16 protein-coding genes are annotated in these 17,959 nt (G+C 61.3%); 6 read left to right on the top strand and 10 right to left on the bottom strand.

The features are described 5' to 3' along the window. Positions 1-14 precede the first annotated feature (14 nt). The gene (recQ, locus tag PSFL_RS25380; RefSeq protein ID WP_057438779.1) at positions 15-2,144 is read right to left on the bottom strand and encodes a DNA helicase RecQ; all 2,130 of its coding nucleotides are present in this window, start codon (positions 2,142-2,144) and stop codon (positions 15-17) included. 274 nt (positions 2,145-2,418) lie between these two features. On the opposite strand from recQ, the gene PSFL_RS25375 reads away from it, so the two are divergent. From PSFL_RS25375 to PSFL_RS25365, 3 genes are all read left to right on the top strand, one after another. Further along, entirely contained in the window at positions 2,419-3,006 is a 588-nt protein-coding gene (locus tag PSFL_RS25375) for a YecA family protein (RefSeq protein ID WP_057438778.1), read from the top strand. Positions 3,007-3,026: 20 nt separating this feature from the next. Further along, the gene (locus PSFL_RS25370) at positions 3,027-3,413 is read left to right on the top strand and encodes a YbaN family protein (RefSeq protein WP_057438777.1); all 387 of its coding nucleotides are present in this window, start codon (positions 3,027-3,029) and stop codon (positions 3,411-3,413) included. A 107-nt stretch (positions 3,414-3,520) separates the two neighbouring features. Beyond that, positions 3,521-6,991 (top strand): PAS domain-containing hybrid sensor histidine kinase/response regulator, encoded by a 3,471-nt coding sequence (locus PSFL_RS25365; RefSeq protein ID WP_115127648.1) that lies wholly within the window; start codon positions 3,521-3,523, stop codon positions 6,989-6,991. A gap of 447 nt (positions 6,992-7,438) precedes the next feature. On the opposite strand, the gene rmuC is transcribed toward PSFL_RS25365, so the two are convergent. Beyond that, on the bottom strand, positions 7,439-8,803 hold the full coding sequence (gene rmuC, locus PSFL_RS25360; protein WP_169960423.1) for a DNA recombination protein RmuC: 1,365 nt from the start codon (positions 8,801-8,803) through the stop codon (positions 7,439-7,441). Positions 8,804-8,978: 175 nt separating this feature from the next. Further along, positions 8,979-9,302, bottom strand: coding sequence for a sel1 repeat family protein (locus PSFL_RS25355; protein ID WP_057438775.1), 324 nt, complete (start codon positions 9,300-9,302; stop codon positions 8,979-8,981). Positions 9,303-10,181: 879 nt separating this feature from the next. Between PSFL_RS25355 and PSFL_RS25350 the strand changes: the two genes are divergently transcribed. The 3 genes from PSFL_RS25350 to PSFL_RS25340 all read left to right on the top strand — a co-directional run bounded on the left by PSFL_RS25350 (position 10,182) and on the right by PSFL_RS25340 (position 12,606). After that, positions 10,182-10,406, top strand: a complete 225-nt coding sequence (locus tag PSFL_RS25350; RefSeq protein ID WP_007898912.1) for a hypothetical protein — start codon at positions 10,182-10,184, stop codon at positions 10,404-10,406. 278 nt (positions 10,407-10,684) lie between these two features. Beyond that, complete coding sequence (locus PSFL_RS25345) at positions 10,685-11,167, top strand: hypothetical protein (RefSeq protein ID WP_057958860.1); 483 nt, start codon at positions 10,685-10,687, stop codon at positions 11,165-11,167. 146 nt (positions 11,168-11,313) lie between these two features. Further along, a complete protein-coding gene (locus PSFL_RS25340; RefSeq protein WP_057438773.1) occupies positions 11,314-12,606 on the top strand; it encodes an OmpP1/FadL family transporter in 1,293 nt (430 codons plus the stop codon). A 65-nt stretch (positions 12,607-12,671) separates the two neighbouring features. Here PSFL_RS25340 and PSFL_RS25335 read toward each other — a convergent pair whose 3' ends face one another. The 7 genes from PSFL_RS25335 to cobU all read right to left on the bottom strand — a co-directional run bounded on the left by PSFL_RS25335 (position 12,672) and on the right by cobU (position 17,956). Beyond that, positions 12,672-13,223, bottom strand: a complete 552-nt coding sequence (locus tag PSFL_RS25335) for a glutathione peroxidase (RefSeq protein WP_397470620.1) — start codon at positions 13,221-13,223, stop codon at positions 12,672-12,674. A gap of 150 nt (positions 13,224-13,373) precedes the next feature. Continuing rightward, complete coding sequence (locus tag PSFL_RS25330; RefSeq protein WP_162947787.1) at positions 13,374-14,573, bottom strand: MFS transporter; 1,200 nt, start codon at positions 14,571-14,573, stop codon at positions 13,374-13,376. Positions 14,574-14,634: 61 nt separating this feature from the next. After that, complete coding sequence (locus tag PSFL_RS25325) at positions 14,635-15,039, bottom strand: MarR family winged helix-turn-helix transcriptional regulator (protein ID WP_057438770.1); 405 nt, start codon at positions 15,037-15,039, stop codon at positions 14,635-14,637. 42 nt (positions 15,040-15,081) lie between these two features. Beyond that, positions 15,082-15,810 carry an adenosylcobinamide-GDP ribazoletransferase gene (locus tag PSFL_RS25320; protein WP_170045704.1) on the bottom strand — a complete coding sequence of 243 codons (729 nt, stop codon included), beginning with the start codon at positions 15,808-15,810 and terminating at the stop codon, positions 15,082-15,084. Next, positions 15,811-16,386: an alpha-ribazole phosphatase family protein gene (gene cobC / locus PSFL_RS25315; RefSeq protein ID WP_397470619.1), complete on the bottom strand. Its 576-nt coding sequence runs from the start codon at positions 16,384-16,386 to the stop codon at positions 15,811-15,813. Further along, positions 16,383-17,438 carry a nicotinate-nucleotide--dimethylbenzimidazole phosphoribosyltransferase gene (gene cobT, locus PSFL_RS25310; protein ID WP_397470618.1) on the bottom strand — a complete coding sequence of 352 codons (1,056 nt, stop codon included), beginning with the start codon at positions 17,436-17,438 and terminating at the stop codon, positions 16,383-16,385. The genes cobC and cobT overlap by 4 nt, the downstream gene beginning before the upstream one ends. Further along, complete coding sequence (gene cobU, locus PSFL_RS25305) at positions 17,435-17,956, bottom strand: bifunctional adenosylcobinamide kinase/adenosylcobinamide-phosphate guanylyltransferase (protein ID WP_170060566.1); 522 nt, start codon at positions 17,954-17,956, stop codon at positions 17,435-17,437. Before cobU ends, cobT begins: the two co-directional genes overlap by 4 nt. Positions 17,957-17,959 lie beyond the last annotated feature (3 nt).

Here is a 17,959-nt window from a genome sequence, read left to right as displayed (position 1 = left end):
TCGTAATTGACGCATCAAATCTCGAATTCCGACTGCAAAGCGGCCCGTACACAGTACAAAACACCCTCAGGCACTCGCCCGGTGAACAGCGGAGCTATATCGGAAACGGGTGGCAACTCGCCTTCACCATCGAGAAACGCATCCTGGATTTCACCCAGCAAGTCTTCCGGCAGATCAAGGGCCTGTTCCAATGACAGCTGTTGCTTGCCAATGGACTCGGCCAGCAAGGTGTAGACGTTCTTTTCCGAGCACTGCAACTGCCCGGCGATCTGGATCGGGGTCATGCCGGCGCGGGCCAGGCTGATCAGTTCGTGACGGATATCGGCGACTTCCTTCGGCGCCTCGGCCTGGCCACCCAGGACTTCCAGGAAGGCCTGGCCATAACGCTCCAGCTTGCGCGCACCGACGCCACTGACCCGAGCCATTTCGGCCATGGTGGTGGGCTGCTCACGCAACATTTCCAGCAAGGTGGAGTCGGGGAAGATGACGTAGGGCGGCACGCTGTGCTCTTGCGCCAGCTTGCGGCGCAAGGCACGCAGGGCTTCCCACTGCTCGCGCTCTTCGCCACGCACCAGTTGGCTGGCCTGGCTGGTGCTGCTGGATTTGGCAGTGGTCTGCGGCTTGAGGTCGCGGCGCAGCTCCAGGCTGACCTCGCCTTTGAGCAGTGGCCGGCAACTGTCGTTCAAGCGCAGGCCGCCGTAGCCTTCCAGGTCGATATCCACCAGGCCACGGGCCACCATCTGGCGGAACAGCGAGCGCCATTCGCCTTCAGCCCGCGCCTTGCCCACGCCATACACCGACAGGTGCTGGTGACCAAAGCTGCGAATTTTTTCGTTGTCCTTGCCCAGCAGCACATCCACCAGATGGCCGACGCCATAACGCTGGCCGGTACGGAAGATCGCCGACAGGCCCTGACGTGCTGGCTCAGTGGCATCCCAGGTCTGCACACCATCTACACAGTTGTCGCAATGCCCGCAGGGCTGGGGCATGTCTTCGTCGAAATAGGCGAGCAAGGTCTGGCGACGGCAGCGGGTTTCTTCGCACAGCGACAGCATGGCGTCGAGCTTGTGCTGCTCCAGGCGCTTGTGGCGCTCATCGCCCTCGGAGTTCTGCAGCATCTGCTTGAGCATCACCACATCCTGCAGGCCATAGACCATCCAGGCGTCCGCCGGCAGGCCATCACGCCCGGCCCGCCCGGTTTCCTGGTAGTACGCTTCCAGGGATTTGGGCAAGTCCATATGGGCCACGAAGCGCACGTTGGACTTGTCGATGCCCATGCCAAACGCAATGGTCGCGACCATGATCAGGCCTTCCTCGTTGAGGAAGCGCTTCTGGTGGTAGGCCCGCAGTTCGTTGGGCAGGCCAGCGTGGTAAGGCAGCGCAGGGTAGCCCTGCTCGCACAGGAACGCCGCCACTTCATCGACCTTCTTGCGCGACAGGCAGTAGACAATCCCGGCATCGCTGCGCCGCTCCGAAAGGAACGCCAGCAACTGCTTGCGCGGCTGTTCCTTGGGCACGATGCGGTAAAAGATATTCGGACGGTCGAAGCTGGAGAGAAAACGTTCGGCGTTCTGCAGGTGCAGGCGCTCGACGATCTCTTCGCGGGTGCGCTTGTCGGCCGTGGCGGTCAGGGCGATGCGCGGCACGTTGGGGAACAGTTCGGCCAGTTGCCCCAATTGCAGGTATTCACGGCGGAAATCGTGGCCCCACTGGGATACACAGTGGGCCTCGTCGATTGCGAACAGGGAGATTTCCAGGCTCTGCAGGAACGCCAGCATCCGCGGCTGGACCAGACGCTCGGGCGCCAGGTAGAGCATTTTCACTTCGCCGCGGCGGATCCGCGCCGCCAGGTCGCGCTGCTGCTCGGCGCTCAGGGTAGAGTTCAACGCGGCGGCGGCGACGCCCAGTTCTTCCAGGGTGGCCACTTGATCGTCCATCAGCGCGATCAACGGCGAGACCACCACCGCCAGCCCTTCGCGCAACAATGCCGGCACTTGGAAGCACAACGACTTACCGCCGCCGGTAGGCATCAGGACCAGGGCATCACCGCCGCTGGCCACGCGCTCAATGATCGCACCCTGGCGGCCACGAAAGCTGTCGTAGCCGAAGATGTCCTTGAGGACGCGTTGAGCCTGTTCAAGCATGAAAAACTCCAAATTCCACCGAAATCCCTCTGTACAGGCTGGCTGAAAAAGCACGCCTGGCCGGAAAATAATCCGTAAGCGAACTTTTCCCGCAACCGCATCCAGCCTGCAGGGGCATCACAAAACGCGGCAGTATACCCGAGCACTCCCCGGCAAAGGGCGCCGCTGACGAATAGCGGCCCATCTGAAAACCTTGCAAATATGCCGTGCGGCTGGCCTGCACGCTCAAGAAAGCCTAGAATTCAGCATCGTATATTCCCAAGGTAGTCTTTCAATGTCCTTCGCTGAGCAACTAAACCGCCTGCAAGCCTTCCTCGATGCCGATGAGCTGCATGACGAGGCGCTGGACTACGTGGCCGCCCATGGCTACCTGACTGCGCTGTCGATCTGCTCCGAACCGGTTCCTGATCGTGAATGGATCGACGCCCTGTTCGCCGAAGAGCCGCACTATAAGGATGAGGCCCAGCGCAGCGAGATCGAAGAAACCCTGATCCAGCTCAAGGCCCACATCTCCCGCCAACTGGCCTCCGATGAAGAGTTCGAGCTGCCCTGCGAGCTCGACCTCGGCGAAGAGCCGGACGACTCCGACCTGCGCGGCTGGTGCATTGGTTTCATGGAAGGTGTGTTCCTGCGTGAAGCCGCCTGGTTCGAAACCGCCGAGGAAGAAGTCAGCGAAATGCTGCTGCCGATCATGGTCGGTTCCGGCCTGTTCGACGACCAGCCTGAGTTCGCCGACATCGCCAGCGATGCCAATCTGATGGACGACATGATCGTACAGATCCCGGAAGCACTGACCGCCCTGTACCTGCTGTGCAACGCCCCCGACGAAAAACCGGCGATCCTCAAGCCTCGCCATCACTGAGTCCCCCGCCCGTGGCGCCCATGGGCAACCGCTCCCCGATTGTGCGCTACGTGCTGCTGGCCATTGGCTGGTTGAGCGTAGTGCTCGGGGTGATCGGAATCTTCCTGCCGGTCTTGCCGACCACCCCCTTCCTGCTATTGGCCGCCGGCTGCTTTGCCCGTAGTTCACCGCGCTTCTACGACTGGCTGGTCAACCATCCGCGCCTGGGCCCTTGGATTCGGGATTACCTCGATGGCAACGGCATCCCACTCAAGGGCAAAGTCTATGCAATCGGCCTGATGTGGCTGAGCATCGGCATCTCTTGCTACCTGGTGCCATTGCCCTGGGCACGGGGTTTTATGTTGACCAGTGCGGTGTTGGTGACAATCTACATTCTGCGCCAGAAGACCCTGCCGCCACGATCGTAGGAACTGCCCCCTACCCGACCTTCGTCGGCACTGACTAACCCCGGCCATCATGCGAGACTGTCGTCCCGGGCCTGGAATGCCTGGGCGTTCTTATGTCCGGAGTATTCATGACGCTGTCCAGCGGGCTGATCGCCGCCGTTGCCCTGGCCTATATGGCCATTATGTTTGCCATCGCCTTCTACGGTGACCGCCGCCGTGCGCCCCTGCCGCCACGGGTGCGTGCGTGGGTGTATAGCCTGTCGCTGGCGGTGTACTGCACCAGTTGGACCTTCTTCGGCGCTGTAGGTCAGGCCGCCGAACAGTTGTGGGCATTTTTACCGATCTACCTGGGCCCCGTCCTGCTGCTGGTGCTGGCGCCCTGGGTCCTGCAAAAGATGATTCTGATCAGCAAGCAGGAAAACATCACCTCCATCGCCGACTTTATCGCCGCGCGCTATGGCAAATCCCAGTCCCTGGCCGTGGTCGTGGCGCTGATCTGCCTGGTGGGCGTGCTGCCTTATATTGCCCTGCAACTCAAAGGCATCGTGCTGGGGGTCAACCTGCTGATTGGCGCCGGCGCCGATGCCACCGGCACGCGGGCCCAAGACACCGCCCTGATCGTGTCCCTGGTGCTGGCGCTGTTCACCATCGTGTTCGGCACGCGCAACCTCGACGCGACGGAGCACCACCGTGGCATGGTGCTGGCGATTGCCTTCGAGTCTCTGGTCAAGCTGTTCGCGTTTCTCGCCGTGGGTGCGTTTGTGACCTACGGCCTGTACGACGGTTTCAACGATCTGTTCAGCCAGGCAATGCTTGCGCCGAGGCTGGAGGAATACTGGAAAGAGACCGTCAACTGGCCCTCGATGGTGGTGCAGACCGGCGTGGCGATGATGGCGATCATCTGTCTACCCCGCCAGTTCCACGTCACTGTAGTGGAGAACATCGAGCCCCAGGACCTGCGCCTGGCCAAGTGGGTGTTCCCGGCGTATCTGGTGCTGGCCGCACTGTTTGTAGTGCCGATTGCCCTGGGCGGCAAGATGCTGCTGCCCAGCTCGGTACTGCCGGACTCCTACGTGATCAGCCTGCCTCTGGCCGAAGCCCATCCGGCCCTGGCACTGCTGGCGTTTATCGGCGGTGCTTCGGCGGCGACCGGCATGGTCATTGTGGCGAGTGTGGCGCTGTCGACTATGGTCTCCAACGATATGTTGCTGCCGTGGCTGCTGCGCCGGACCAACGCCGAGCGCCCGTTCGAAGTCTTCCGTCACTGGATGCTCTCGGTACGCCGGGTCAGTATCGTGATCATTCTGCTGCTGGCCTATGTCAGCTACCGCCTGCTCGGCTCCACCGCCAGCCTGGCGACCATCGGCCAGATTGCGTTTGCCGCCGTGACCCAGCTGGCACCGGCGATGCTCGGCGCGCTGTACTGGAAGCAAGCCAACCGGCGCGGCGTGTTTGCCGGCCTGGCGGCGGGCACTTTCCTGTGGTTCTACACCCTGGTGTTGCCAATTGCCGCCCATAGCCTGGGCTGGTCGCTGAATATCTTCCCGGGCCTGGCCTGGTTGCATGGCAACCCACTGGGGCTGCCGATCACCCCACTGACCCAGGGCGTGGTGCTGTCTTTGGCGGGTAACTTCACCCTGTTCGCCTGGGTCTCGGTGCTGTCGCGCACACGGGTCTCGGAGCATTGGCAGGCCGGGCGGTTCATCGGCCAGGAAACCAGCCAGCGCGCCAGCGCCCGCTCCATGCTCTCGGTGCAGATCAATGACCTGTTGAGCCTGGCCGCGCGTTTTGTCGGCGAAGAACGGGCGCAACAGAGCTTCATCCGCTTCGCCTACCGCCAAGGCAAGGGCTTTAACCCCAACCAGAATGCCGACAACGACTGGATCGCCCACACTGAACGGCTGCTGGCTGGCGTACTGGGTGCATCATCGACGCGGGCGGTGGTGAAAGCAGCGATTGAAGGCCGCGAAATGCAGCTGGAGGACGTAGTCCGTATCGCTGACGAAGCCTCCGAAGTGCTGCAGTTCAACCGGGCGCTGTTGCAGGGCGCGATCGAGAACATCACCCAGGGCATCAGCGTGGTGGATCAGTCCCTCAAGCTGGTGGCCTGGAACCGTCGTTACCTGGAGCTGTTCAACTATCCCGAGGGCCTGATCAGCGTCGGCCGGCCGATTGCCGACATTATTCGCTACAACGCCGAGCGCGGGCTGTGCGGCCCGGGCGAGGCCGAAGTCCACGTGGCACGGCGCCTGCACTGGATGCGCCAGGGCCGGGCCCATACTTCGGAACGACTGTTTCCCAATGGCCGGGTGATCGAGCTGATCGGCAACCCGATGCCGGGTGGCGGGTTCGTCATGAGTTTTACTGACATTACTGCCTTCCGCGAGGCCGAGCAGGCCCTGACCGAGGCCAACGAGGGTCTGGAGCAGCGGGTCACCGAGCGTACCCATGAACTGTCGCAACTGAACGTGGCCCTGACCGATGCCAAAGGTGTGGCCGAGTCGGCCAACCAGTCGAAAACCCGCTTCCTCGCCGCGGTCAGTCATGACCTGATGCAACCGCTGAACGCTGCGCGACTGTTCTCGGCCGCCCTCTCCCACCAGAGCGAAGGTTTGTCCGGCGAAGCCCGGCAACTGGTGCAGCACCTGGACAGTTCGTTGCGCTCGGCCGAAGACCTGATCAGCGACTTGCTGGATATCTCCCGCCTGGAAAACGGCAAGATCAACCCTCAGCGTCAGCCATTTGCCTTGAGTGAACTGTTCGACGCCCTGGGCGCGGAGTTCAAGGTGCTGGCCCAGGAGCAAGGCTTGCGTTTCCGCCTGCGCGGCAGTCGCTTGCGCGTCGACAGTGATATCAAACTGCTGCGGCGGATCCTGCAGAACTTCCTGACCAACGCCTTCCGCTATGCCCACGGCCCGGTGCTGCTGGGTGTACGACGGCGGCGTGGCGAACTGCGCCTGGAAGTGTGGGACCGTGGCCCGGGCATCCCGCTGGATAAACAGAAAGTCATCTTCGAAGAGTTCAAGCGCCTGGACAGCCACCAGACCCGTGCCGAGAAGGGCCTGGGCCTTGGCCTGGCCATTGCTGACGGCCTGTGCCGAGTGCTCGGCCACCGCTTGCGCGTGCGCTCATGGCCAGGCAAAGGCAGCGTGTTCAGCGTCAGCGTGCCGCTGGCCAAGGCGCAGACCAGCGTGCAGGTACAAGCCACACCGGAAAAGGGCCTGCCGTTGAGCGGCGCCCAGGTGCTGTGCGTGGACAACGAGGACAGCATCCTGATTGGCATGCGCAGCCTGTTGAGCCGCTGGGGCTGCCAGGTCTGGACCGCACGCGACCAGGCGCAATGCGCCGTGTTGCTGGCAGAAGGCATGCGCCCGCAATTGGCCCTGGTGGATTACCACCTGGACCACGGCGAGACGGGTACCGAATTGATGGGTTGGCTGCGCGCACAACTGGCGGAACCGATTCCGGGGGTGGTGATCAGCGCCGATGGCCGGCCGGAAATGGTGGCCGAGGTGCATGCGGCGGGGTTGGATTACCTGGCCAAACCGGTGAAACCGGCGGCGTTGCGGGCGCTGCTGAATCGGCATTTGCCGTTGTAACGTGTGGGAGTTGGTTTGCCTGCGATGGTCAACGGTATCTACACGACTCTTTCGTGGTTCTTGGGGTTGTGTACAGATCCATTGCTACGGTCACGGCGGCTATTGGTTCCGCCCTTACGGCGGGTCACTTTTGGAAAAGAGCCCCAAAAGTAACCAAAAGGGCTCCTGCCCCACCACTCGGCACCTCGCCTAGGCTCGGTGTGCCCGTCATCCGACATTGATTTGGGGGGCCGCCGCGATGGGCCATCCATGGCCCAGCGCGGCTAACCCGGCGTCCTGCCGGGTTACCCCCCAAATCAATATCGGATGACGGCCAGCGTGGTTTAACGGGGCGCCTGAGATCAAAATCACAAGCAAAGCGAGGCGGCCTTAGAGCCGACCTGATCATTGAAGCGTGCGCGTCCTCCGGCTCCCACAAAAGCCCACTCCCGCATTTCGGTTCTGCGTCTAGTCAGGTAGCTGGGCGACGCCATCTTCGTCGGTCATCGCTTTTTCCAACAGATCCGCAGGCAGACCTTTACTGGCGCGCGCGCCGAGCAGCTTCAATTGTTCCACCCGGCTGACCAGATTGCCGCGACCATCTGTGAGCTTGTTGCGCGCTGCACTGTAAGCCTTATCCAGCTGTTGTAGGCGATTACCCACTTCATCCAGGTCCTGGATAAACAATACGAACTTGTCGTACAGCCAGCCGGCGCGTTCGGCAATTTCCCGGGCGTTCTGGCTTTGCCGCTCCTGCTTCCACAGGCTGTCGATCACCCGCAGGGTCGCCAGCAAGGTGGTCGGGCTGACGATTACGATATGGCGGTCGAAGGCCTCCTGGAACAGGTTCGGCTCGGCCTGCAACGCAGCCGAAAACGCGGCCTCGATGGGCACGAACAACAACACGAAATCCAGGCTGTGCAAGCCTTCAAGACGCTTGTAGTCCTTGCCGGCCAAGCCTTTGACATGATTGCGCAGCGACAGCACGTGCTGCTTGAGGGCGGCTTGGCCGATCACCTCGTCATCGGCCGCCACGTACTGCTGATACGCAGTGAGGCTGACCTTGGAGTCCACCACTACCTGCTTGTCGCCCGGCAACATGATCAGCACGTCGGGCTGGAAACGCTCGCCATCGGGGCCCTTGAGGCTGACCTGGGTCTGGTACTCGCGGCCCTTCTCCAGGCCGGCATGTTCCAGCACCCGCTCCAGAATCAACTCACCCCAGTTGCCTTGGGTCTTCTGCCCCTTGAGGGCGCGGGTGAGGTTGGTGGCTTCGTCCGACAGACGCAGGTTCAATTGCTGTAGGCGCTCCAGCTCCTTGCCCAGGGAAAATCGCTCCCGCGCCTCGTTCTGATAGCTTTCTTCCACGCGTTTTTCGAACGACTGGATGCGCTCCTTCAGCGGGTCAAGCAATTGCCCGAGGCGTTGCTGGCTGGTTTCGGCAAATCGCTGCTCGCGCTCGTCGAAGATCTTCCCGGCCAACTCGGCGAACTGCGCGCGCAGCTCATCCCGCGAGCCTTGCAGGTCGTTAAGGCGTTGTTGATGGCTGTCCTGCTGCTCGCGCAGTTCGGCACGCAGGGAGGCCGACAAGGCGTCCAGGCGGCGCAGCTCGCCTTCCTTGGCGGAGCGCTCGAGGTTCCAGGCGTGGGCCGCATCGCGGGCGTTGTCGCGGTCGATCTGCAGCAGCTCGACTTCCCGGCGTACCGCCGCCAGGTCGGCCTGTTTGGCCGCATTGGCCTGGCTCAGGTCGCTGATCTCATCACGGCTGGCGTCCAGTTGTGCGGCCAGCCCTTCCTGGGCCATCTGCGCGGTAGCCAGGCGCTCCTCCAACAGCTCCCAACCGGCGCTGCGAGCGTTCAGGCGACGCTGGATCTGCCAGCACAGGACCATCAGAGGCAACGCCGCAGCGGCGAGGCCCAGTGCCACACTGGTCCAGTCAAAAGCCATAGCCATTCCTGCCATTACGGTAAAAGAGGAAGGTTAACCAAGCAGGCGCTTCGTGGACAGCTCAGTCTTTGATCTGACCCAGTTCACGCTGAGCGCCAGGGTCGCCGGCACGGGCGGCCTGGCGCAGCAGGTCGTGGCCGATGCGGCGGTCCCGGGCATTGCCGCACTCACGGCACATCAACAGGCCCAGGCGACTCTGCGCCACGACCACCCCTTCACGGGCGGGCTGCTTGAGCAAACGCCCGGCGAAGTGCTTGATATTGGGGTTATCGCCAATGCGCGGGTTATCCAGCAGCCACAGCGCGACTTTCAAAGAGAAACGCTTGGGCGGGGTAACACTCGGAGGGTTGTCGGTAACAGCGGGTGATACTGAGCGAAACTTCATAAAACACTGTAGGGCAGAACGGAAGGCGCGCCACTCTACTCCTTTTTTCGTACGGGTAAAGCTGAAAAAACCCGGCACGCCCGTTCTAGAGCAAGCGCTTGGGACAATCCACAGAAGCTGTGGATAACTCAGTGGACAACCGTGCTTTAACTCGCGCAAAGGCCCATGGAACGGGGGCCGCGCTTAAACTGACGATTTTTTCACCAATAAAAAAAAGCCAGATTTTTCATTGACTTAAATTTTCGATGCAGGCATTCGTGGGCTAATCCGACCATGCGCCTTCCGGGTGACACACTGCGCAACCAATGTGCACAACTACCTGCCTGGTGGTTATATCGCCGCCGCTTTGTGGCCCAAAACGTTACAGGGGTGACACACAAGCGTGGGCTGTACCAGGGGCCCAAGTAAGGTATTTTTGCTAACACACTTGCTTTACCGGTTTCAAGCCATTACTATCCGCAGCGTTAGTACCAAGCTGAAAGTCAATTCTGGTCGAACAAATCCCCGCGACGTAGCTTCCCTAAAGAGAAGTTTTGTCAATCTTGATGGGATCGACCACCTCGATGGTTTCCAGGTATCACTTGAGACGACACTGCCTTTGAACAATGCAAAGGGTGTCGCGAAGTTTCCATACTCTGACCGAACCAACCTGCAAATTGATCAGGATCTTCACCCTGGGCCCAGAACCTTTGCCCCTGTTGTGTTGCCTGCCCTCCTAAGTACCTACCTGCCAGCCCAAGCGCGCCAAATTATTCAGCGCTTCAAACTGGCTGCTTTGTTCCAGTCGGGTTCTTCGCATGATCAATGGTGATCAGCGTCACTGGAACGTTTTAACGTTGCACGGTTCTTATCCGTGTCATTTGTAGGAACACCAATAATATGTCCACTCAAATCCATACTCAGGATGCCATTCGCACCCTCACCAATGCTTTTGCTCCAATGAACTGCCTGATCATGGCCGCTCGCAAAGGCTGCTTCAGCTTCACCCTGGTCAACGAACACGGCATCGCTCGTCACAGCGAACGCCTGTACCCCGATCAATACTCCAGCGCAGAGCCGCTGCAGGCCGTGATCGAGCGTACCCGTCAGGCCCTGGTTGCCTGATTGACCCGACGCTGAACATCGAAAACCCTGCCCGCAAAGCAGGGTTTTTTATTGCCTGGAATTCGGTTTTTTGTCGGTTGGCTTTAGGTCAAACAGATATAACGCTTATAACCCCCCACCGGAAATATTTTAAAAACAGACCTTTACGTCGTGAATCTGACACTACACTTCAACTCAGGCGGCATGATCCGCCTCCGGCGAGCCTGAGATCCGATCCACCGCTGCCAAGCCCCCCTTCTCAGGCATCGCCGACCATTTTCAAGGGTTCCGAGGGTTCTATGGGCATTGCCGCCAGCGAATTGTGTCGTTATGTGATTAGACCCACGCTGATTTACCTGGGTCGCCACAGCCAAACCGCAGAATCCCTGCTGTTGGGGGTTGCCGCCAGCCAATCGGAACTGGGCTCGGCCCTGCATGACCGGCGCGGCCACGGCCTGTATCGCATTACCGAATCGCGCCACAGAGCCTTATGGGACAGCTACCTGGCCCTCGACCCGGAACGTGCCAGCCTGGTGCGCGGCCTCGCCAGCCAGCATGCCTTCCTCAGCGGGCCGCAGTTGGAGCTGACGGTCAACCTGCGCTACGCCACCGCCATTGCCTGGTTGCTGGTGGAACAACATCGCCCCGAACTGCCCCAACCCGACGATCTGCTGGCAATGGCGCGTATCTGGAAAGAAATATTTCACCCTCAGGGTCGGCTACGGGATTACACCCAGGCCTGGCAAACCTGTGTAAACCCAATGAATCAGGTCGCGTGCTGATCGGGCACTTTGCAAGATTCGGCAAAAAGCGGCAATTTTGGTCGGATTGTCCTACAAAACCGCTCTATCTCCAGCATTACAGCCTATAGCGCTAAGTTAATTTTATTGATACTTTCCGCAGCGGTGATCACCCCGGAGTTCTAATAATGAAAAAAGTAATGCTCAAGACCACACTTAGCCTCGCCGTTGCCATGGCCTCTTCCCAACTGTTCGCAAGCGGCTTTGCCCTCAACGAACAAAGCGTCAGCGGGATGGGTACCGGGTTCGCGGGCCGTTCTTCTTCTGCCGATGATGCAAGCACTGTTTTTGGCAACCCTGCCGGTATGGCTCGCCTTGAAGGCCAGCAAGTCACGGGCGGTGTTGCGGCGATTGATGCCACGACCAATATCAGCCAGGTCAGCGGCAACACCAACACTTCCGGTAGCAACAAAGGCGATATGGTGCCTTTCACTGCCGTACCGTTCGGTTTCTACACCAACAAACTCAATGATCAATGGGCAGTCGGTTTCGGCGTCTATGCGCCGTTCGGCCTCGTCACTGACTACGAACGTGGCTTCCAGGGCCGTGGCTTTGGCAGCAAGAGCGAAGTGAAGGTCATTACCTTCCAGCCAACTGTCAGCTATGCCTTCAACGACCGCGTGTCCGTAGGTTTTGGTCCGACCTTCAACCGCATCGCCGGTACGCTGGAGTCGGATGTTTCGTTGCCGCAAGCACCTAACGCCGTCAACAACATCAAGATCAAGGGTGACGATACCGCCCTGGGCTTTAACGTTGGCGTGCTGGTACAAGCCACCGACACCACCCGTGTGGGCCTGACCTACCACTCGAAAGTGAAGTACAAACTCGAAGGCCACACCGAAGTGTCCCCGGGCGCTGGCGTTCCACCGCAGCTGCTGCGCGGCAACCGCTACGACGCTTCGCTGAAGATCGACACCCCTGAATCCTGGGACCTGTCGGTGACCCAGGACATGAACGATGCCTGGAAGCTGTATGCCGGCGCGACGTGGACACGCTGGAGCCGCCTGAAAGACATCACCGTCAACAACGAAGGTGTAACTACGGGCAACGGCGGCGGTGCAGGGCCACAGCTGGTGGGCACCATCAAGGAAGACCAGAACTGGCACGACACCTGGGCTTACGCAGTCGGTACCTCGTACCAGCTGACCAAGCAAGTGGTCCTGCGCACTGGCCTGACCTTCGACCAGTCGCCTACCAACAACACTAATCGTTCGCCACGTATCCCTACCGGCGACCGGACCATCTTCAGTGTTGGCCTGGGCTACGCGGTCATGGATAACATGACCATCGACCTGGCCTACTCGTACCTGCAGGAAGAAGACATCAAGGTCAACAGCCACAACAAGCTGGGCCAGACTTACAATGCCAAGTATGAAAACAGCGCCAACGGTTTCGGCCTGGGCATGACGTACAAGTTCTGATCCAACGCTGCATAAAAAAGCCCCGCTCTCCTGCAAAGGAGGCGGGGCTTTTTAGTGGCCGATAATCAGGGTTTGGAAGCCAATGCCTGCTCCACGGCCTCGATCAGATCCGGGCTGTCCGGTTTGGTCAGGCTGGAGAAGCTGGCGATCACCTTGCCCTGGCGATCCACCACATACTTGTAGAAATTCCATTTCGGCGCGTTGCTCTGCTCGGCCAGGACCTTGAACAGGTGCGCCGCATCGGAGCCCCTGACCTTCTGTGGCTCGGTCATGGTGAACGTCACGCCGTAGTTCACATAGCAGACCTTGGCCGTTTCCTCGCCTGTCTTGGCTTCTTGCTTGAAGTCATCGGAGGGCACACCAATCACTTCCAGGCCGTCACCTTTGTAGCGCTGATACAACGCCTCCAGTCCCTTGAACTGCGGGGCGAACCCACAAAAACTGGCGGTATTGACGATCACCAGGGGCTTGCCGGCAAAGCGCTGGCACAGGTCGATGGACTCCTTGGCGCGCAATTTGGGCAACTGGCCCTCAAGCAACGTTGGGCAATCGGCGGCCATGGCGACACCACCAAGGCCCATCATCAGGGCGGGTACTGCAAGCCAACGCATTAACATGTCGGGTGTCCTTGGACAAAGTCAGGCAAACAACTTAACAGATCGACATACCCAGTTGCATCAACGCCAGCCCGCTGCGCTGCCAGCCCCACCAGGCCAGCAGCAATAGCGTCAGCAGGCCGGCTGCGCCAACCCAGTACCCGATCGAGTTCATGCTACCCCCATCTGCGCTTGCAACCTGGCCACAGGCCGCTCACGCACGGGCCAATTAAGGGCGGCCGCGACCAGGCTCAAGACGATCGCCACCTGCCAGATCAAATCGTAGTTACCGGTTCGATCATAGACCACGCCCCCCAGCCAGCCGCCGAGGAACGAGCCCAACTGATGGAACAGGAACACGATCCCACCCAGCATCGACAGGTTTCTCACACCAAATAAGGTCGCCACCGTACCGTTGGTCAGCGGCACGGTCGACAGCCATAAAAAGCCCATGGCCATGCCGAACAGGTAGGCACTCATTTGCGTCACCGGCGCCCACAGGAACAACACGATCACCACCGCCCGCAGCAGGTACAGCGCGGTGAGCAAACGCGGTTTGGACATCCGCCCGCCGAGCCAGCCCGCCGTGTAGGTGCCGAAGATATTGAACAGGCCGATCAGCGCCAACACCGTGGTGCCGACGGTCGCCGGCAGGTGCTGATCCACCAGGTAGGCCGGCAAGTGCACGCCGATAAACACCACTTGGAATCCGCAGACAAAAAAACCAAAGGCCAACAACCAGAAACCGGAATGGGAACAGGCTTCATGCAAAGCCTCGCGCAGGGTTTGCTGACCAGCCATGACCGGCAGCGGGCGGTCCTTGATCATCGTCACCAGCGGCACGATCAGCGCCACCAGCAGACCCAGCACCAACAAGGCGGCGGACCAGCCCAGCCAACCAATCAGGCCGAGGGTGCCCGGCAACATGGCGAACTGGCCAAAGGAACCGGCGGCGCTGGCAATACCCATGGCCATGCTGCGCTTTTCCGGGGCCACGGCACGTCCGACCACGCCGAGGATCACCGAGAATGAGGTGCCGGACAGGCCGATACCGATCAACAAGCCGGCACTCAAGGACAGCGACCACGCCGAATCGGACAAGCCCATGAACACCAGGCCCAAGGCATACAGCACGCCACCGATCATCACCACTTTGGCCGCGCCAAAGCGGTCGGCCAGGGCTCCGGTAAACGGCTGCGCCAGGCCCCAGATCAGGTTTTGCAAGGCGATGGCAAAGGCAAAGGTTTCACGACCCCAGCCGAACTCGGCGCTCATGGGCGCCAGAAACAAACCAAAGCCATGCCGCACGCCCAGGGAAAGAGCCAGGATCAGCGCACTCCCGACAAGAATCCAGCCACTGGTACGCCACATCGAGGTCATTATTATTCTCCGCTACGGGTATATACCCGCTTGTATTCGAACAAGCCCGCGTTTAAGCGAGTTCATCCAGCAAGGCCAACAGGGTTTCGCGTTTTTGCACGCCCAATTTATCGATCAGTTTCTGTTGCGCCGCTTCCCAGGCCGGCAATGCGGCCGCCAGGCGCTGTTTGCCTTGCTCCGTGAGCACCACCAGGCGGTTGCGCAGGTCATCGCCTTCGACCAACCGCACCAGGCCTTCGCCCTCCAGCACCCGCAGGTTACGCCCCAGGGTGCTGCGGTCCAGGCCCATGGCATCGGCCAGGCTGGAAATACTCGGTTGATTCAGACGCTGCAGGTTACACAGCAAAGAATACTGGGCGACGTTGATTCCGAAGCCATCGAGGGCGCCGTCGTAATGCCTGCTGACGCCACGGGCGGCACGACGCAGGTTGGTGCATAAACATTGGGAGGCAAGCATGGAACGTGTATATACCCGCGATTAAGGAAATGCAAGAAAGTGTTACAGAGCCAGGCCGATCAACACCGCCACTTCGAGCAGTTCCAGCAAGGCGCCGGCCGTGTCACCGGTGGTGCCGCCCAGCCGATTGATCATCAGCTGCCGCAAGCCCACAAAGCAGATGGCCGCCAGCAACACCGCAATCCCGCCGCTGAAACCGCCGATCAACACACACGCCAGGCCACTGAGGATCAGCACCTGCTGCCCGACAATCCGTGGCAAATGGTCAGCCAGCGCCTGGCCCAGGCCCCCGGCACGCACATAGCGGGTGGTGAGAAACAGTGCCAGCAACGAGCTGCGACCGATCAGTGGGGCGAGGATCAAGGCGGCGCCATTGTGTTGCTCGATCAGCGCCACCAGCGCGGTGAATTTAAGCAGCAGCACCAAGCCCAGGGTCACGACAGCAATCGGGCCGCTGCGCGGATCCTTCATGATGCTCAGGGTGCGTTCGCGGTCGCCAAAGCCACCCAGCCAGGCGTCGGCGCTGTCCGCCAGGCCATCCAGGTGCAGGCCGCCACTGAGCAACACCCACGCCGTCAGCAGCAGGGCCCCGTGCAACAGCAAGGGCGTGCCCATCAACAGCGTGTTCAAGCCCCACAGTAGCAACCCGAACAACAGCCCTACCAGCGGATAAAACAGCAGCGAGCGCCCCAGTTCCTGGGGTTGCGGCATGCCCGGTAGGCGAATCGGCAGGCTGCTGAGAAACTGCAAGGCAATCCAGAATGGCAACATTCAGGCGCCCTCGCTCAACACACCGTCGGCCTCGACCCGCAGGCTGAACAGGCCGCCGTGGCCCACCTCGACATTCAGCAACTGCTCACGGGGCAAGCCGCGGGCCTGGGCCAGCAGTAAACGCATGACGCCACCATGACTGATCAGCAGCACCCGTTGGCCGGCATACAGCTGATGCAGACGTAGGACAGCAGCGCGTACACGCTGGGAAAACGCCTCGACAGGCTCGCCATCCGGCGGCGTAAAGCTATACGGATCAGCCCAGAAAAGCCCCAATGCTTCGGCATCGGTTTCCATCAATTGCACCGCGCTCTGCCCTTCCCAGGCGCCGAAGTGCAGTTCCTGCAGATCCTGTTCCAGGCTCACCGGCAGGTTCAGGCGTGCGCCCAACTCCTCAGCAAAACGCGCGCAGCGCTGCAGCGGCGAGCTGACCAGGCGATCCCACGGCCCGCGCGCCAGCACCGCCTCGCGCATCTGCGCCCAGCCCTTGGCGGTCAGGGCATCATCCAGGCTGCCGCGCAAACCGCCGCCCAGTTCGGTCTCACCATGGCGTAGCAGGTCCAGGTGCAAGGTCATGCCGGGCGGTCCGCCACGGCCGCTTCTGCGAATGTCGCCATCTGCCCGTGTAACGCACAGGCCAGACGCAACAGCGGCACCGCCAGCGCCGCGCCGCTGCCCTCGCCCAAGCGCAGGCCCAGTTCCAGCAGCGGCTGGGCTTCAAGGCTTTGCAACACATGGCGATGGCCCGGCTCGGCGCCCCGATGGCCGAACAACAGCCAGGGCCGGCACGACGGGTTGAGGCGCGTGGCGACCAGCGCCGCGACGCTGCAGATAAACCCGTCGACCAGCACCACCACCCCCGCCTGGGCGCAGGCCAGATAGGCCCCCACCAACCCGGCGATCTCCAGGCCACCGAGATTGAACAAGGTCTGCAACGGGTCGCCCCGCTGCCCGGCATGCAATGCCAGGGCCCGCTCGATCACCGCCACTTTATGGCTCACGCCCTGGGCATTCAGGCCGGTGCCGGGACCGGTCAGGTCGCTGACCTGGCAATCGAGCAAGGCACAGGCCAGCGCACTGGCGGCAGTGGTGTTGCCGATGCCCATCTCACCGCCAATAAACAGCTGCGCACCGGCGTTGATCGCGCGCTGCACGCTGTCACGCCCCGCCGCCAGGGCCAACTGGCCCTGGGCCTCGGTCATGGCCGCGCCCAGCACAAAATTGGCCGTGCCCGGGGCGATATTCAGGTGGCGCACGCCCGGCAGGTCGAGCGACGGCGTCACGGTACCCAGATCCACCACTTCCAGCTGTGCATCCAGTTGGCGGGCCAGCACACTGATCGCCGCGCCACCGCTGACAAAGTTATGCAGCATCTGCCCGGTGACTTCCTGGGGATAGGCCGAGACCCCTTCCGCGACCACTCCGTGATCGCCGGCAAAGATGGCGATCCACACCTGCTCGACCGTCGGTTTGACCCGGCCCTGCAAACCGGCCAGTTGCACCGCCAACGCTTCCAGTTGCCCCAGGGACCCGGCGGGCTTGGTCAGTTGTTGCTGGCGGGCCAGGGCTTGTTCATAAGCCGCAGCGTCCAGCGCCTTGCACGGGTCCAGCCACCAGGATGGGCTCATAACGCAGTACCTTTCAAAGTCAGGGGCAGGCCGGCAACGGTCAGCACTACACGCTGACACCGCTCGGCCAAGGCTTGATGCAGCCATCCGGCTTCATCCACATAGCGGCGAGTCAATTCGCCCAGCGGTACGACACCCAGACCGGTCTCGTTGCTGACAAAAATGATTTCGCCCGGCAGTGACGCCAGGCAGTCCAGCAGGGAGTCACGCTCGACGCCCAGGCGCTGTGGGTCGTCCAGCAGCAACAGGTTGGTGAGCCACAGGGTCAGGCAATCGACCAGCAGGCAATGCCCAGGGGCCGCGTTTTCACGCAGTACCCGCGCCAGTTCCAGCGGTTCCTCGATCAACCCCCACTGGCTGGGACGGCGCTGGCGATGCAGGGCGACGCGCGCGTTCATTTCACCGTCCAGGGGTTGGCTGGTGGCGATATAGGTGACGGGCAAGGCGCTGTCGCTGGCGAGTTTTTCCGCCAGGCGGCTTTTACCGGAGCGGGCGCCGCCGAGGATCAGTTGCAACATGGT

The sequence above is a fragment of the Pseudomonas sp. DD1 genome (assembly GCF_044510355.1).
Lineage (GTDB): Bacteria > Pseudomonadota > Gammaproteobacteria > Pseudomonadales > Pseudomonadaceae > Aquipseudomonas > Aquipseudomonas shahriarae.
Note: the sequence above shows the minus strand (reverse complement) of the source record. Positions and strands in the feature narration are given on the sequence as shown.

Coding starts and splice junctions, on each gene's coding strand:
- recQ (WP_057438779.1), bottom strand. CDS start 2,144: ATGCTTGAACAGGCTCAACGCGTCCTCAAGGACATCTTCGGCTACGAC.
- PSFL_RS25375 (WP_057438778.1), top strand. CDS start 2,419: ATGTCCTTCGCTGAGCAACTAAACCGCCTGCAAGCCTTCCTCGATGCC.
- PSFL_RS25370 (WP_057438777.1), top strand. CDS start 3,027: ATGGGCAACCGCTCCCCGATTGTGCGCTACGTGCTGCTGGCCATTGGC.
- PSFL_RS25365 (WP_115127648.1), top strand. CDS start 3,521: ATGACGCTGTCCAGCGGGCTGATCGCCGCCGTTGCCCTGGCCTATATG.
- PSFL_RS25355 (WP_057438775.1), bottom strand. CDS start 9,302: ATGAAGTTTCGCTCAGTATCACCCGCTGTTACCGACAACCCTCCGAGT.
- PSFL_RS25350 (WP_007898912.1), top strand. CDS start 10,182: ATGTCCACTCAAATCCATACTCAGGATGCCATTCGCACCCTCACCAAT.
- PSFL_RS25345 (WP_057958860.1), top strand. CDS start 10,685: ATGGGCATTGCCGCCAGCGAATTGTGTCGTTATGTGATTAGACCCACG.
- PSFL_RS25340 (WP_057438773.1), top strand. CDS start 11,314: ATGAAAAAAGTAATGCTCAAGACCACACTTAGCCTCGCCGTTGCCATG.
- PSFL_RS25335 (WP_397470620.1), bottom strand. CDS start 13,223: ATGTTAATGCGTTGGCTTGCAGTACCCGCCCTGATGATGGGCCTTGGT.
- PSFL_RS25330 (WP_162947787.1), bottom strand. CDS start 14,573: ATGTGGCGTACCAGTGGCTGGATTCTTGTCGGGAGTGCGCTGATCCTG.
- PSFL_RS25325 (WP_057438770.1), bottom strand. CDS start 15,039: ATGCTTGCCTCCCAATGTTTATGCACCAACCTGCGTCGTGCCGCCCGT.
- PSFL_RS25320 (WP_170045704.1), bottom strand. CDS start 15,810: ATGTTGCCATTCTGGATTGCCTTGCAGTTTCTCAGCAGCCTGCCGATT.
- cobC (WP_397470619.1), bottom strand. CDS start 16,386: ATGACCTTGCACCTGGACCTGCTACGCCATGGTGAGACCGAACTGGGC.
- cobT (WP_397470618.1), bottom strand. CDS start 17,438: ATGAGCCCATCCTGGTGGCTGGACCCGTGCAAGGCGCTGGACGCTGCG.
- cobU (WP_170060566.1), bottom strand. CDS start 17,956: ATGTTGCAACTGATCCTCGGCGGCGCCCGCTCCGGTAAAAGCCGCCTG.